Genomic DNA, 13,729 nt, shown 5'->3' on the forward strand with positions numbered 1-13,729 from the left:
TCGAGATTCCGGGTTCGCTCGCAGCTAACGCTGCGCGCGCCCCGGAATGACGGCTTGGATCAAAAAATTACTTCGCCGCGTCCCAATCCGGCCGAACGGCGCCGGCGAGACCCGTAGCGGCGCCCTCCACCAGCTCGAGCACAAGCAACCGGTTTTGATCGACCGGACCCGGCATGGTCACATTGCCCTTAGGGATCGCCTTGAAGCCGACCCGGCGGTAATAGGGCTCGTCGCCGACCAGCACGATGAGCTTGTGCCCCTTCTTGCGCGCATCGGCGATGGCGCGGTCCAGCAGCTTGCGGCCGACGCCGCGGCTGCGGAATGGCGGCTCGACGGTCAGCGGCCCGAGCAGCAGTGCCGGCGTATCACCCACACAGATCGGCAATTGCCGGACCGAGCCGACCAGCAGCGTGCCGATCCGTGCCGTGAAAGACAGGTCGAGCAGATGACCGACATGTTCACGCAGCCGGTAGGCTGATAGCACGTAACGGCCCGGGCCGAAGGTGCGGGCGTGCAGCCGTTCGACGATCTGGGCGTCGTTGGCGGTTTCCGCCAGGATGGTCAGAGAAAGGTCATTCATGTCGGGAGGCGGGATAGCATTTGGCGGGCGCGCGGTCCATTGCCCGGGCGGACGGGATCAGACCCGCCAGGTAGCACTGATCGGCTTGCCGTCGAATATCTCGGCCAGCCGCAGCCGGGTGCCCTCGGTGGTGTCGTGAGGCAGGGCATCGAGGGCGAAGAAACCGGTTTCGGCGATTTCGCGATTGGGCTCGGGCAACCAGTCCTGCCGGAACTGCCTGACCACATAGACCGCCACATGATCGCGGATCGAGACGTGACTGTTGAGAAAGACACCATGCAGAACCGGCTCTCCCGTGAGTTCGATGCGCCCCTCTTCCCGCAGCTCCATGTCTAGCGCCTCGCGAAAGGTCTGGCCGACTTCGACGCCGCCGCCGGGTAGATACCAGCCGGTGACATAAGTGTGCCGGACTAGAAACACGCGATTGTCAGCGTCCAGCACCACGGCGCGGACGCCCAAGGTCATGCCGCGGGCGAAGCGGAAATACAGATGCACGAATTTGCGCAGGGTCGGCTCCAGCCGCTGCCGCAACGTCGGTGAGGTCATCGCGGCAAATTCCTGGCTGGCGACACGGTGGGTGCTTGCGTCATATGCCCCACCTTGCCAAAACATGCAGGGATTTCACAGGCATGAGGGCGCATTGAGCCGGCTTGTTCACATACGCGCAGGGGCAGATCGCTTCTCATGACCGCTTTCACCCTCGCCCATCTGTCCGATCCGCATGTTCCGCCGATGCCAGAGCCGCACTGGCGCGAGCTCCTGGGGCAGCGCGTGCTCGGCTATCTGAACTGGCGGCGTAACCGGCATCTGATCCACCGCCGCGATATGCTGGATGTCATCGTCAGCGACATGCAGGCGCAGCAGCCGGACCATATTGCCGTCACTGGCGATCTCGTGAATCTCGCCCTGGATGCCGAATTCCCGCGCGCGCGCCGCTGGATCGAAAGCGTCGGCACACCGGACAAGGTCTCGCTGGTACCCGGCAATCACGACGGCTATGTGCGCGGAGCACCCGAACGTTTCGCCGAGACTTTCGGCGACTATATGCGCAGTGACGGCACCCCCGATACGCGCTTTCCATTTCTGCGTATCCGCAGCCCGCTGGCTCTGATCGGCGTGTCGTCGAGTGTGCCAACCGCGCCGTTCATGGCGACGGGCTCGCTCGGCGACGCACAGCTTAGGGCGCTCAACATTATGCTTGGCGGCCTCGCCGACGCTCATCTGTTTCGCGTATTGCTGATTCATCATCCGCTACGCTCAAAGCAGAAAATGAAGCGACTGACGGATTCCGAAGCGCTGCAAGCGGTGCTCAAGCGCCACGGCGTCGAACTGATCCTGCACGGTCACGACCACATTCACTCGACCATGTGGTTCGACGGCCCGCAGCGGCGCATTCCTGCCATCGGTGTGCCGTCGGCGTCATCGGTTGCACACGGCCACAAGCCGGCAGCGGCCTACAATCTGTTCGCTATCGAACGCGACGGCGAACGCTGGCGCTGCGAGCAGACGGTGCGGGGATTCGGCGACAGCAACATGGTGCATGAGCTGACGCGGACGATGCTGGTGTAGCGTGACTAATGTCCGCGCACCGACACGAACAGCGCGAGCGCAAATAGCCCCACGACGCCGACAATCACACCGAACACGAACGGCCAGAATCTGCTGCGCGGCTTCTTCACCGCCGTCGCTACCTCCGGCGCCGGCATTGTCACCAGCGCGTGCTCGCGCTCGATCATGCGGCGCGCGATATAGTCGGTGACCGCCTTTATGATGGCCGGAACGTCATGCGCCTCGGCCAGCACCACGCGACCGTGGCGGGTGTCCTGCACGAAGCGATACATGCGCTTGTCGCGACCCATCGCGACATGGGCGACCATGTCGATCCACAGCCGCGGCGTGTCGCCCTGGCTGATGCCCCGGTCGAACATCTCGATGCCAACAGGGATCTCGGCGAACAGCGGGTCGAGCGCTTCATTGAGGATCTCCAGCCGCGCCACTTCGGCATCGCGCAGCTCGACGACGACACCGGTGCGATCGGCCGCCTCGATGCGGGCCTGACGCAACGCGTCGCGCAGCCGCTGCGGCCTGACTTCCTCGACAGGCTTCGTCCCGTTACTCGCCACGCTGGACCCCTTTCTGGCTGCCTGCGCGCGCCATCCACCGGGCTGTAACCTATCAGTAACCACGAGTGCCGGAAAGGCCGTTTGTTTCCAGAGGCTTGGCCGCTAAACGCATCAACGGCCCCACCCGGTTTCCCGGATGAGGCCGCTGATATCCTTGGACGTCTTCTTATGGGCAAATCAGCGACAGGCTTGAAGCGATCCAGCGGCACTGACGCCGCTCGGGATCTCAGCTTCAGGCGACCCGTCGGTCCTAAGCGACCTGACGGCTCGGCTCTTCGACGATGGAGAAGCGGACGCCGGCGCGGTGGCGATTCTCTTCCGACACGGTCTTCCAGGCTTCTTCGGCCTGCTTGCGCGTCTTGAACGGGCCCTGCACCTGGGCCGAGCCTTCAACCAGCTTGTGGAAGTTCATCGAACCGAACTCGCCGCCGATGACCCAGAAATTGCTACCGTGTGACATGTCGTGCTCCTGTTCATTCCTTAAAATCGACATTCGTGACATGCGATGCATTCACCGTGTGAACAGATAACGCCATGTCAGACAAAACCACCAGATGCCTTGTGTTTGAATGGTGATGTGATGTAACATTACGACTTGTAATAAATGTCATTTTGTCAATTTTGTCACAATCAACGACCGAGTGGCGACTCGGGGGAACCAGGAATTGGCGCGGATGGCGGGCGAGTCTGGCAAGAAGCTGTTCGTGGGGCCGCGCTTCCGGCGGATCCGGCAGCAACAGGGCCTGTCCCAGACCCAGATGGCAGAGGGCCTCGGCATTTCGCCGAGCTACATCAATCTGATTGAGCGCAACCAGCGGCCGGTCACCGCGCAGTTGCTGCTGCGCCTCGCCGAGACCTACGACCTCGATCTCCGCGATCTCGCGACGGCGGATGAAGATCGCTTCTTCGCGGAGCTGAACGAAATCTTTTCCGATCCGCTGTTTCGCCAGATCGATTTGCCGAAACAGGAATTGCGCGACCTTGCCGAACTCTGTCCCGGCGTCACGCATGCGCTGCAGCGGCTCTATGCGGCTTATACCGAAGCGCGGCGCGGCGAGACCATGGTGGCGGCGCAGATGGCCGATCGGCATGAAGGCGCGCCGTTCGAAGCCAATCCGATCGAGCGCGTGCGTGATTTGATCGAAGCCAACCGCAACTACTTCCCCGAACTCGAAGCGGCGGCCGAAAGCCTGCGCGACGAGATCAACGTGCCGTCGCAGGATCTGTTTGCGGCGCTGAGCACGCGACTGCGCGACAAATATTCGATCGTCACTCGCATTATGCCGGTGGATGTGATGCGCGAGACGCTCAGACGTTTCGACCGACATCGCCGGCAGCTGCTGATCTCGGAAATGGTCGATGCGCCCGGCCGCGCCTTTCAGGTCGCATTCCAGATCGGCCTCGTCGAGTGCTCATCGCATTTCGAGACCATCATCGGCCGCGCAGGTCCGCTCGACGACACCACGCGGCGGCTCTATCGCATCACGTTGGCCAACTATTTTGCAGCGGCAGCGCTGATGCCCTATGCAGCGTTTCATGCCGCCGCAGAAGCGCTGAGCTACGACGTGCAGGTGCTCGGCCAGCGCTTCAATGTCGGCTTCGAGCAGATCTGTCATCGCTTGACAACGCTGCAGCGGCCGAATGCGCGCGGGGTGCCGTTCTTCATGCTGCGCGTCGACAATGCCGGCAACGTCTCGAAGCGGTTTTCATCCGGCACCTTCCCGTTCTCGAAATTCGGCGGCACCTGCCCGCTGTGGAACGTGCATTCGACATTCGACACACCGGACCGCCTGCTGAGCCAAGTGATCGAACTGCCCGACGGCAGCCGCTATTTCTCCATCGCACAGACGCTACGCCGGCCCGCAGCGCCGCATCCGCAGCCGCAACCGCGCTTCGCCATCGGCCTCGGCTGCGAGATCCGCCACGCCGGGAAGCTGGCCTATTCCGCGGGCCTCGATCTGGAGAAGATCGAAGGCACGCCGATCGGCGTCAATTGCCGGCTGTGCGAGCGCGAGAATTGCAGCCAGCGCGCGGAGCCGCCGATCACGCGCAGCCTGATCCTGGACGAGAATACGCGGCGGGTATCGTCATTTGCTTTCAGCAATGCGCGGGAACTATAATTGCAAGGTCTTCCCGATCGCCCCTAACATTGAGGCCATTGATGACGTTGCTGGTCCGGGAAATGCTGCCGTCCGAAGCTCACGTCGTCAGCACCTATTTCCACAATGCCACGCCGGAACTCCTGGAAGCGATGGGCGTCGATCCAACGAGGATGCCGCCGGCGCTGATCTGGCAGGAGCGTATCGGCCAACAATATGCCCTCCCGCCGGAACGCCGCGCCGCCGTTGTTGCGCTGTGGCTAATGGATGATCAGCCCATCGGATTTTCCAGTTGTGACAAGATCGTCTATGGCGAAAGCGCCACCATGCATCTTCACGTGCTGCACCCGGATAAACGGCAGAGCGGTATCGGCACTCAATGCGTCCGCCAGAGCGCCGCACTTTATTTCGATATGCTGAAGCTGAAATCGCTGTTCTGCGAGCCGAATGCCTTCAACATCGGGCCGAATCGAACCTTGCAAAAAGCCGGCTTCAAGTATGTGAAGACCCATATGACCGTACCCGGACCGTTGAATTTTCATCAGGCCGTGACACGGTGGGTCCTCGAGCGCTGATGCTTGTATGACATGTCATGGCCGGGCTTGACCCGGCCATCCATCTTGAATGTTAGTGTGGGAGAAAGATGGATGCCTGGATCAAGTCCGGGTACGACAACGGAGAGGTCTGGTTCATGCTGCGAATGTCTGTGCGATCCACAATTCTCGTTGCAGCATCTGCCCTTATCTCCTTCACCTCCCCCGCCTCCGCCCAGCGCGCCGCATCCTGCCATGGCGGCCAGAGCTTCGATCAATTCCTTGCCGGGCTGAAACAGCAGGCTGTCGCTAGCGGGGTATCGCAGCGCGCGATGGCGGAAGCGGCGCCCTATCTCGTCTACGATCAGGGCATCGTCAATCGTGACCGCGGGCAGCGGGTGTTCGGGCAGTTGTTCACGCAATTTGCCGGACGCATGGCGGCGGATTACCGGATGCAGAACGGGCAGCTCAAGATCAAGGCGAACGCCGCAGCCTTTGCACGTGCAGAGAAAGAGTATGGCGTGCCGCCAGCGGTCATCGCCGCATTCTGGGCGCTGGAGAGCGACTTCGGCGTGCAGATGGGCAATCTGCAGACGCTGCGCTCGCTGGTGTCGCTGGCCTATGACTGCCGGCGCTCGAAGATGTTTCAGGACGAGACCATCGCCGCGCTGAAGATCATCGATCGCGGCGACCTGTCGCCGGCCGAGATGATCGGCTCATGGGCCGGCGAACTCGGCCAGACGCAGTTCCTGCCGACGCACTACTTCAACTATGCCGTCGACTACGACGGCGATGGCCATCGTAATTTGCTGCGCAGCCCCGCCGACGTGATCGGCTCGACGGCGCATTACATTTCCACGGGCCTTAAATGGCGGCGCGGCGAACCGTGGCTGCAGGAGGTGCGGGTCACCGAGAACGTACCTTGGGATCAGGCCGATCTCACCATTCAACTGCCGCGCGCCAAATGGGCGTCGTTCGGCGTGAGTTATCCCGATGGACGGCCGCTGCCGAATGACAGCATGCCGGCCTCGCTGCTGCTGCCGATGGGCCGCCACGGTCCCGCTTTCCTCGCTTACGCGAATTTCGCCGCCTATACCGAATGGAATAATTCGCTGATCTATTCGACCACCGCCGCCTATCTCGCCACCCGCATCAATGGCGCGTCCAAGATGCGGCAGCCGTCCGCCCCTGTCGCGCAACTGTCACATCCTGAACTCCGCGAGCTGCAGCAACTGCTGGCGAAGCGCGGCTTCAATGTCGGCAAGATCGACGGCATCCTGGGCCAGCAGAGCCGCACGGCCGTCAAAGCCATGCAGGTCAAATTCGGCCTGCCCGCGGACTCCTGGCCGACGGCTGAATTGTTGGCGGCGCTGAAATCCGGGCGGTAAATTTCTTCTCTTTTGTGAGGCCGGGCGGTTGAAATCAGCCAAGCGCGCCCCAACTCCATGCAACAGCATCTTTCTCGACCTGGCGCGCTGTGCCTCGAAACGCATCACAAAAGAGCATCCTCATGCCGTTCTATGATTCCGTCGTGCCCGCCTATCTGCAGATGCTGGGCAGTCTGTCCGCTGGACTGAAAAAGGCCGAAACCTATGCTGCCGCAAAGAAGATCGAGCCCGCCGTCCTGCTCGGCACGCGACTTTTCCCGGACATGCTGCCGCTGAGCCGGCAGGTCCAGCTCTCCTGCGATTTCGCCACCAAGGGCAGCGCGCGCCTGTCCGGCAGCGAAGTGCCGGCGGTGCCGGATACCGAAACGACCTTCGATGAATTGCAGCAGCGAATCGGCAGGACCGTCGATTACCTGAAGAACTACAAGCCCGCCCAATTCGACGGCGGCGAGACCCGGGAGATCACCTTCCCCACCGGCCCCGGCACGACCACCACCATGTCCGGCCAGCAATTCCTCACCAGCTTCTCGCTACCGAGCTTCTATTTCCACATCACCACTGCCCACGGCATCCTGCGGATGTGCGGCATCGATGTCGGCAAGCGCGACTTCCTCGGCGCGCAGTAAGCCGCGCCATCACCGCAGGATATTCGGCTGCTGGCCGACCGATAGAGAGATCATGATCATTCAATCCGTCATCGCCACGATCGTTTTATCCTGAACCAACGACATGCAGCGCAGCGGTATTGCCAATGCGCTGCATGATGCCCAATTCGATTTCACCTTTCATCGACTGGATCATTCATCATGAGCACGTCCAAACTCTTCGAACCCTACAAGCTTGGTGCAAACACGCTAACCAATCGCACGGTGATGGCGCCGCTGACGCGCAATCGCGCATTGCCGGGCAACGTGCCGAACCCGCTGGCGATCGAATATTATAGCCAGCGTGCCAGCGCCGGCCTTCTGGTAACCGAAGGCACACCCGTCTCGCAGCAGGGCCAAGGCTATCAGGACGTCCCGGGCATCTACACCAAGGAGCAGATCGCCGGCTGGAAGAAGGTGACCGAGGCCGTGCATGCCAAGGGCGGTCATATCTATATGCAGATCTGGCACGTTGGCCGTATCTCGCATGTCAGCCTGCAGCCGAATGGCGGAGCGCCGGTGGCCCCTTCGGCGATCCGCGCCAACACCAAGACCTTCGTCAACAACACCTTCACCGATGTCTCGGAACCCCGCGCGCTGGAGCTGGGTGAAATTCAAGGCGTCATCGACAGTTTCGCACGCGGCGCTGCCAATGCGGTCGAAGCCGGTTTCGACGGCGTGGAGATCCATGGCGCCAACGGTTATCTGCTTGAGCAATTCGCGCGTGACAGCACCAACAAGCGCACCGACGCCTATGGCGGTTCGCTCGAGAACCGCGCCAAACTGATGCTGGAAGTGGCCGCGGCAGTTGCCAAGGAAATCGGCGGCGACAGAACCGGCATTCGCATCTCGCCGGTGACGCCGGCCAACGATGCCGCCGCCGACACGCAGGCGCAAAAGCTGTTCGACTACATCACCGACGGGCTTAGCGCCGAGAAGCTGGTCTATCTACATGTCGTCGAAGGCGCGACCGGCGGTCCGCGCGACGTGGCACCGTTCGACTATGCCAGCCTGCGCAAGCGCTTCAAGGGCACATATATCGCCAATAACGGCTTCGATCTCGCGCTGGCCAACAAGGTGCTCGCGGCCGATGCCGCCGACCTGATCGCCTTCGGCAAGCCGTTCATCTCGAATCCAGATCTGGTCGAGCGCCTGAAGATCGGCGCGCCGCTCAACGATGCCGACAAGGCGACGTTCTATGGCGGCGGCGCCAAGGGCTACACGGATTACCCGGTGCTGGGCGCGAAGCAGGCAGCGGAGTAAGTACGCCGTCATTCCGGGGCGCACACGCATCTTTGCGGGTGCGAACCCGGAATGACAGCAAGAGAAAAGGCCGGGATCGCTCCCGGCCTTTTTTGTTGTTCAGAAAGTTCGCCTTAGTTCGACGCGCGCTTCTGCGGCGGGGTCGCGGGCCACGACTTGATCAGCGTATCGTAGTCTACCGTCTCGCCCTTCGGCTTCTCGTTGGCCAGCTTGCGCTGGGGCGCGATGTTGCCGTCCTTCGCGGACTTGTTGTACCAGAACTCGGCGGTTTCCTTCTTGTTCAGCTTCGGTCCGCATTCGCCCTGAACCTTGGATCGTTCAAGACGTTCGAGCACCGAATCCTGAGCTGCAGCCAGTGAGTCCATCGCCTGCTGCGGGGTCTTCGCACCGGACGACGCATCGCCGATGTTCTGCCACCACAGCTGTGCCAGCTTCGGATAATCCGGGATGTTGTTACCGGTCGGCGACCATTGCACGCGGGCTGGCGAGCGATAGAACTCGACCAGACCGCCGAGCTTCGGCGCACGTTCGGTGAACGACTTGTCCCAGATATCGCTCTCACGAATGAAGGTGAGACCGACATGGCTCTTCTTCAGCGACACCGTCTTCGAGGTGATGAACTGCAGATAGAGCCAGGCTGCCTTGCGGCGATCCGGCGGAGTCGATTTGAGGAGCGTGCCCGAACCGACGTCCTGATAGCCGAGCTTCATGCCTTCCTTCCAGTACGAGCCATGCGGCGACGGGGCCATGCGCCACTTCGGCGTTCCGTCGGCATTCATGACCGCGAGACCCGGCTTCACCATGTCGGCGGTGAAAGCGGTGTACCAGAACATCTGCTGGGCGATATTGCCCTGTGCCGGCACCGGGCCAGACTCCGAGAAGGTCATGCCTTGCGCCTGCGGCGGGGCATACTTCTTCATCCAGTCGAGGTATTTCGCGATCGAGTAGACCGCTGCCGGACCGTTGGTATCGCCACCGCGCTCGATGGAGGAACCAACGGGACGGCAGCCTTCCATGCGGATGCCCCATTCATCGACGGGCAGACCGTTCGGAAGACCCTTGTCGCCATTGCCGGCCATCGACAGCCACGCGTCGGTGAAACGCCAGCCGAGCGACGGATCCTTCTTGCCGTAGTCCATATGGCCATAGACCTTAACGCCATCGATCGTCTTGATGTCGTTGGTGAAGAACTCGGCGATATCTTCATAGGCCGACCAGTTCACGGGCACGCCGAGATCGTAGCCATACTTGGCCTTGAACTTCGACTTGTACTCGGCATTGGTGAACCAGTCGTACCGGAACCAGTAAAGGTTGGCGAACTGCTGGTCGGGCAGTTGATACAGCTTCTTGTCGGGCGCGGTGGTGAACGGCGTGCCGATGAAGTCCTTGAGGTCGAGGGTCGGGCTTGTGACGTCCTTGCCTTCGCCGGTCATGTAATCCGTTAGCGCGATGGTCTGGCCGTAGCGGAAATGCGTGCCGATCAAATCGCTATCGTTGATCCAGCCGTCATAGACATTCTTGCCGGACTGCATCTGGGTCTGCAGCTTTTCGACCACATCACCTTCCTGGATGATATCGTGCTTCAGCTTGATGCCGGTGATCTCGCTAAACGCCTTGGCCAGCGTCTTCGCCTCGTATTCGTGGGTAGTGATGGTTTCGGAGACGACATTGATCTCCATGCCCTTGAACGGCTGCGCAGCCTTCTCGTACCACTGCAGTTCCTTCAGTTGGTCTGCCTTCGACAGCGTCGACGGCTGGAATTCGCTGTCGATCCACTTCTGAATGGTGGCGTCGTCGGCCTTGGCGGGCGCGGCGAGCAGCGCAGTCGCCGTGATCAACGCAGCAGCGCTGGTCATCATGATATGGCGCGTCGGGCGACGTGCCTGTGTCGTCAGGTGCCTCATAGCTTCCTCCCTCACTTCTGTTTCAGGCCCGGGTTCATCCCGGGACTGCAGTACATGCCGGTCAGACGGTGCGAAAAATTGCCACCGCCGAGACCAGCGAAATCAATGTCGCGAACCACAGATTCGAGATTTCAACTCCCTCCTCGCCGATCGGCAGCGTCGCGATCGGATCGGAACCGATGAAGCCGATCCACAACAGGTGGATGACGGCCGCCGCGATCAGCGACAGGAACAGCCGGTCGCCGCGCGTGGTGGGAATGCGCAGGATGCCGATGCGTTCGGCTTCGGGATAAGCGACTGCGAGCCAAGTCATCGTGCCCAGCGTGAGTGCCAGCAGGCCGAAGAAGATCGCCGTCGGCGACGTCCAGGCCATCCATGCGATGTTTTCCATGACGACCTCCTAGACCCGGCCAAGCGCGAAACCGCGCGCGATGTAATTGCGGACGAACCAGATGACGAGCGCGCCGGGGATGATGGTCAGCACACCGGCGGCGGCGAGCAGGCCCCAATCCATGCCGGAGGCGGATACAGTGCGCGTCATGACCGCCGAGATCGGCTTGGCATTCACCGAGGTCAGCGTGCGCGCAAGCAGCAACTCGACCCAGGAGAACATGAAGCAGAAGAAGGCAGCGACGCCGATGCCCGACGCGATCAGCGGCACGAGAATCTTTACGAAGAACTTCGGAAACGAGTAGCCATCAAGAAACGCCGTCTCGTCGATCTCGCGCGGCACGCCGGACACGAATCCTTCGAGAATCCACACCGCGAGCGGAACGTTGAACAGGCAATGCGCGAGCGCCACGGCCCACGGCGTATCGAACAGGCCGATCGCCGAATAGAGATTGAAGAATGGCAGTGCAAACACCGCAGGCGGGGCCATCCGGTTCGACAGCAGCCAGAAGAACAGGTGCTTGTCGCCGAGGAAACGATAGCGCGAGAACGCGTAAGCTGCCGGCAGCGCGAAAGAGATCGACAGGATGGTGTTAATGATGACGTATTTCAGCGAATTGATGTAACCGGAATACCAGCTCTCATCGGTGAAGATCCGCGTGTAATTCTCCAGCGTCGGCTGGTGCGGCCACAGCGTCATGGTCGAAACGATCTCGCCATTGGTCTTGAAGCTCATATTCACGAGCCAGTAGATCGGCAGCAGCAAGAACACCAAAAACAGTAGCAGGATAATGCGACGCCCAGGGATCGTATGCATCAGACCGCTCCCTCGCGCTTGGTGTGATCGACGCCGGCATTGGTCATCACGGTGTAGAATATCCAGCACACGATCAGCACGATGATGTTGTAGACCAGCGACAGCGCCGCGGCCTTGCCGAGATCGAATTGACCGAGCGCAATCTTGACGAGCTCGATGGAGACGAAGGTGGTCGAATTTCCGGGGCCGCCGCCGGTCACGACGAAGGGCTCGGTATAGATCATGAAACTATCCATGAAACGCAACAGCACGCCGATCAGCAACACGCGATTGAGCTTGGGTAGCTGGATCGCGCGAAACACGGCCCAGCGCGACGCGCCGTCGATTTGCGCAGCCTGATAATAGGCATCGGGGATCGACTTCAGGCCTGCGTAGCACAGCAGCGCAACGAGGCTGGTCCAGTGCCAGACATCCATCACGATGACGGTGGCCCAGGCATCGAACTCGTTCGACACATAGTTATAGTCGATGCCCATGTGATTGAGCGTGTAGCCGAGCAGACCAATGTCGGGACGCCCGAAGATCTGCCAGATTGTGCCGACCACGTTCCATGGAATCAAAAGCGGCAGCGCGAGGATCACAAGGCAGGCTGCGACGCGCCAGCCGTCACGCGGCATCGACAACGCGACCAGAATGCCGAGTGGCACTTCGATGGCGAGGATGATCGCGGAGAAAGCCAGATTGCGCAGCAGGGACGCGTAGAAGCGCCCGCCGAGATCGCTGGACGGATCAAGCAGCTCCTTGAACCAGCCGACGCCATTCCAGAAGAACTGGTTGTTGCCGAAGGTGTCCTGCACCGAATAGTTCACGACCGTCATCAGCGGCAGCACCGCGGAGAACGCCACGATGAGAAACACCGGCAGGACGAGGAACCAGGCTTTTTGATTGACGGTCTTGTCCATCATGCAACCCCTTCGACAAGGCGGCTGTCGGCGTAAACGTGCACCCGGCTGGGATCGAACACCAGCCCGACATCGCTCCCCGCAATAGAAAATCCCTGAGGTACGCGCGCGGCGAACTTGACGCCGCCGATGCGGACGCGCGCGAAACTGATACGGCCGAGATCGTCGACGCGCTCGACCTGCGCCAACAGCAAGCCTGGCGCGGGCGTCGCAACATGGACGAATTCGGGGCGAATGCCGACTTCGATTGTCGGGCCTGCTGGCAACTTGTCGTAACTGCGCTGCAGCGCGATCACGTGCCCGCCGATACGCGCCTCGCGGCCGCTGACTTCAGCCGGCACGATATTCATGCCGGGCGAGCCGATGAAATAGCCGACGAATGTATGTGCGGGCTTGTCGAACAATTCCTGCGGCGTGCCGGACTGTACGACACGCCCGTCATGCATCACCACCACCGTATCGGCAAAGGTCAACGCCTCGGTCTGGTCGTGGGTCACGTAGATCATCGTGAGGTCCAGCGCGCGGTGCAGTGCCTTGAGCTTCGAGCGTAGTTCCCATTTCAGTGCGGGATCGATCACCGTCAGTGGTTCGTCGAACAGCACCGCAGCAACGTCGGAACGCACCAGGCCACGGCCGAGCGAGATCTTCTGCTTGGCATCGGGCGTTAGCCGCGTTGCCTTGCGGCCCAGATAGGGCGTGAGATCGAGGAGTTCGCCGATCTCGGCGACACGTGCATCGATCTGCGCCTTCGGCATGCCGCGATTCTTCAGCGGGAAAGCAAGATTCTCGCCTACGGTCATGGTGTCGTAGATGACCGGAAACTGGAACACCTGCGCGATGTTGCGTTTTTGCGTCGACAGCGGCGTGATATCCTTGCCGTCGAACAGGATCTGCCCGCGCGTCGGCGTCACGATGCCGGAGATCAAATTGAGCAGCGTGGTCTTGCCGCAACCGGATGGGCCGAGCAGCGCATAGGCGCCGCCCTGCCGCCAGGTCATGGAGATCGGCTTCAGCGCGAATGATTCCGGATCGGCATCATTGCCACTGTAGGATTGCGCGAGATCGACGAGATCGATGCGAGCCATG

Annotated in this window: 15 protein-coding genes; 6 read left to right on the forward strand and 9 right to left on the reverse strand. The window is 61.3% G+C overall.

All coding sequences use genetic code 11. The annotated features are described in order from the left end of the window. Positions 1 to 67: 67 nt before the first annotated feature. Together AB7951_RS24125 and AB7951_RS24130 are read right to left on the reverse strand one after the other, a co-directional pair. Entirely contained in the window at positions 68 to 580 is a 513-nt protein-coding gene (locus AB7951_RS24125; RefSeq protein ID WP_439062109.1) for a GNAT family N-acetyltransferase, read from the reverse strand. Between the two features lie 57 nt (positions 581 to 637). Continuing rightward, positions 638 to 1,126, reverse strand: coding sequence for an NUDIX domain-containing protein (locus AB7951_RS24130; RefSeq protein ID WP_093760065.1), 489 nt, complete (start codon positions 1,124 to 1,126; stop codon positions 638 to 640). Between the two features lie 138 nt (positions 1,127 to 1,264). Here AB7951_RS24130 and AB7951_RS24135 point away from each other — a divergent pair, with 138 nt between their 5' ends. After that, a complete protein-coding gene (locus tag AB7951_RS24135; RefSeq protein ID WP_439062108.1) occupies positions 1,265 to 2,149 on the forward strand; it encodes a metallophosphoesterase family protein in 885 nt (294 codons plus the stop codon). Positions 2,150 to 2,154: 5 nt separating this feature from the next. Here AB7951_RS24135 and AB7951_RS24140 read toward each other — a convergent pair whose 3' ends face one another. Both AB7951_RS24140 and AB7951_RS24145 read right to left on the reverse strand, forming a co-directional pair. Further along, positions 2,155 to 2,703 carry a hypothetical protein gene (locus tag AB7951_RS24140; RefSeq protein WP_439062107.1) on the reverse strand — a complete coding sequence of 183 codons (549 nt, stop codon included), beginning with the start codon at positions 2,701 to 2,703 and terminating at the stop codon, positions 2,155 to 2,157. 250 nt (positions 2,704 to 2,953) lie between these two features. Beyond that, positions 2,954 to 3,163: a DUF4170 domain-containing protein gene (locus AB7951_RS24145; protein ID WP_068733054.1), complete on the reverse strand. Its 210-nt coding sequence runs from the start codon at positions 3,161 to 3,163 to the stop codon at positions 2,954 to 2,956. A 214-nt stretch (positions 3,164 to 3,377) separates the two neighbouring features. Here AB7951_RS24145 and AB7951_RS24150 point away from each other — a divergent pair, with 214 nt between their 5' ends. From AB7951_RS24150 to AB7951_RS24170, 5 genes are all read left to right on the forward strand, one after another. Then, on the forward strand, positions 3,378 to 4,823 hold the full coding sequence (locus AB7951_RS24150) for a helix-turn-helix domain-containing protein (protein ID WP_439062106.1): 1,446 nt from the start codon (positions 3,378 to 3,380) through the stop codon (positions 4,821 to 4,823). A 41-nt stretch (positions 4,824 to 4,864) separates the two neighbouring features. Next, positions 4,865 to 5,377 (forward strand): GNAT family N-acetyltransferase, encoded by a 513-nt coding sequence (locus AB7951_RS24155; RefSeq protein ID WP_439062105.1) that lies wholly within the window; start codon positions 4,865 to 4,867, stop codon positions 5,375 to 5,377. Between the two features lie 116 nt (positions 5,378 to 5,493). After that, a complete protein-coding gene (locus tag AB7951_RS24160; RefSeq protein WP_439062104.1) occupies positions 5,494 to 6,723 on the forward strand; it encodes a lytic murein transglycosylase in 1,230 nt (409 codons plus the stop codon). A 122-nt stretch (positions 6,724 to 6,845) separates the two neighbouring features. After that, complete coding sequence (locus AB7951_RS24165) at positions 6,846 to 7,349, forward strand: DUF1993 domain-containing protein (protein ID WP_175368667.1); 504 nt, start codon at positions 6,846 to 6,848, stop codon at positions 7,347 to 7,349. Positions 7,350 to 7,529: 180 nt separating this feature from the next. Continuing rightward, positions 7,530 to 8,630, forward strand: coding sequence for an alkene reductase (locus AB7951_RS24170; RefSeq protein WP_120288341.1), 1,101 nt, complete (start codon positions 7,530 to 7,532; stop codon positions 8,628 to 8,630). 113 nt (positions 8,631 to 8,743) lie between these two features. Here AB7951_RS24170 and AB7951_RS24175 read toward each other — a convergent pair whose 3' ends face one another. The 5 genes from AB7951_RS24175 to AB7951_RS24195 all read right to left on the reverse strand — a co-directional run bounded on the left by AB7951_RS24175 (position 8,744) and on the right by AB7951_RS24195 (position 13,728). Continuing rightward, the gene (locus AB7951_RS24175; RefSeq protein ID WP_120289095.1) at positions 8,744 to 10,486 is read right to left on the reverse strand and encodes an ABC transporter substrate-binding protein; all 1,743 of its coding nucleotides are present in this window, start codon (positions 10,484 to 10,486) and stop codon (positions 8,744 to 8,746) included. Between the two features lie 109 nt (positions 10,487 to 10,595). Continuing rightward, entirely contained in the window at positions 10,596 to 10,925 is a 330-nt protein-coding gene (locus AB7951_RS24180) for a DUF2160 domain-containing protein (RefSeq protein ID WP_120288340.1), read from the reverse strand. Between the two features lie 9 nt (positions 10,926 to 10,934). Continuing rightward, positions 10,935 to 11,741: a carbohydrate ABC transporter permease gene (locus AB7951_RS24185; RefSeq protein WP_120288339.1), complete on the reverse strand. Its 807-nt coding sequence runs from the start codon at positions 11,739 to 11,741 to the stop codon at positions 10,935 to 10,937. Next, positions 11,741 to 12,643 (reverse strand): carbohydrate ABC transporter permease, encoded by a 903-nt coding sequence (locus AB7951_RS24190; RefSeq protein ID WP_068733714.1) that lies wholly within the window; start codon positions 12,641 to 12,643, stop codon positions 11,741 to 11,743. Before AB7951_RS24190 ends, AB7951_RS24185 begins: the two co-directional genes overlap by 1 nt. After that, entirely contained in the window at positions 12,643 to 13,728 is a 1,086-nt protein-coding gene (locus AB7951_RS24195; protein ID WP_120288338.1) for an ABC transporter ATP-binding protein, read from the reverse strand. Before AB7951_RS24195 ends, AB7951_RS24190 begins: the two co-directional genes overlap by 1 nt. Position 13,729 lies beyond the last annotated feature (1 nt).

The organism is Tardiphaga sp. 285_C5_N1_2 (genome assembly GCF_052076065.1).
Classification (GTDB): Bacteria; Pseudomonadota; Alphaproteobacteria; order Rhizobiales; family Xanthobacteraceae; genus Tardiphaga; species Tardiphaga robiniae.

What these genes read in the sequence shown, in the direction of transcription:
- AB7951_RS24145 (WP_068733054.1), bottom strand. Translation starts at nt 3,163, where the DNA reads ATGTCACACGGTAGCAATTTCTGGGTCATCGGCGGCGAGTTCGGTTCG.
- AB7951_RS24150 (WP_439062106.1), top strand. Translation starts at nt 3,378, where the DNA reads ATGGCGGGCGAGTCTGGCAAGAAGCTGTTCGTGGGGCCGCGCTTCCGG.
- AB7951_RS24125 (WP_439062109.1), bottom strand. Translation starts at nt 580, where the DNA reads ATGAATGACCTTTCTCTGACCATCCTGGCGGAAACCGCCAACGACGCC.
- AB7951_RS24195 (WP_120288338.1), bottom strand. Translation starts at nt 13,728, where the DNA reads ATGGCTCGCATCGATCTCGTCGATCTCGCGCAATCCTACAGTGGCAAT.
- AB7951_RS24190 (WP_068733714.1), bottom strand. Translation starts at nt 12,643, where the DNA reads ATGGACAAGACCGTCAATCAAAAAGCCTGGTTCCTCGTCCTGCCGGTG.
- AB7951_RS24135 (WP_439062108.1), top strand. Translation starts at nt 1,265, where the DNA reads ATGACCGCTTTCACCCTCGCCCATCTGTCCGATCCGCATGTTCCGCCG.
- AB7951_RS24130 (WP_093760065.1), bottom strand. Translation starts at nt 1,126, where the DNA reads ATGACCTCACCGACGTTGCGGCAGCGGCTGGAGCCGACCCTGCGCAAA.
- AB7951_RS24180 (WP_120288340.1), bottom strand. Translation starts at nt 10,925, where the DNA reads ATGGAAAACATCGCATGGATGGCCTGGACGTCGCCGACGGCGATCTTC.
- AB7951_RS24165 (WP_175368667.1), top strand. Translation starts at nt 6,846, where the DNA reads ATGCCGTTCTATGATTCCGTCGTGCCCGCCTATCTGCAGATGCTGGGC.
- AB7951_RS24185 (WP_120288339.1), bottom strand. Translation starts at nt 11,741, where the DNA reads ATGCATACGATCCCTGGGCGTCGCATTATCCTGCTACTGTTTTTGGTG.
- AB7951_RS24175 (WP_120289095.1), bottom strand. Translation starts at nt 10,486, where the DNA reads ATGACCAGCGCTGCTGCGTTGATCACGGCGACTGCGCTGCTCGCCGCG.
- AB7951_RS24155 (WP_439062105.1), top strand. Translation starts at nt 4,865, where the DNA reads ATGACGTTGCTGGTCCGGGAAATGCTGCCGTCCGAAGCTCACGTCGTC.
- AB7951_RS24170 (WP_120288341.1), top strand. Translation starts at nt 7,530, where the DNA reads ATGAGCACGTCCAAACTCTTCGAACCCTACAAGCTTGGTGCAAACACG.
- AB7951_RS24160 (WP_439062104.1), top strand. Translation starts at nt 5,494, where the DNA reads ATGCTGCGAATGTCTGTGCGATCCACAATTCTCGTTGCAGCATCTGCC.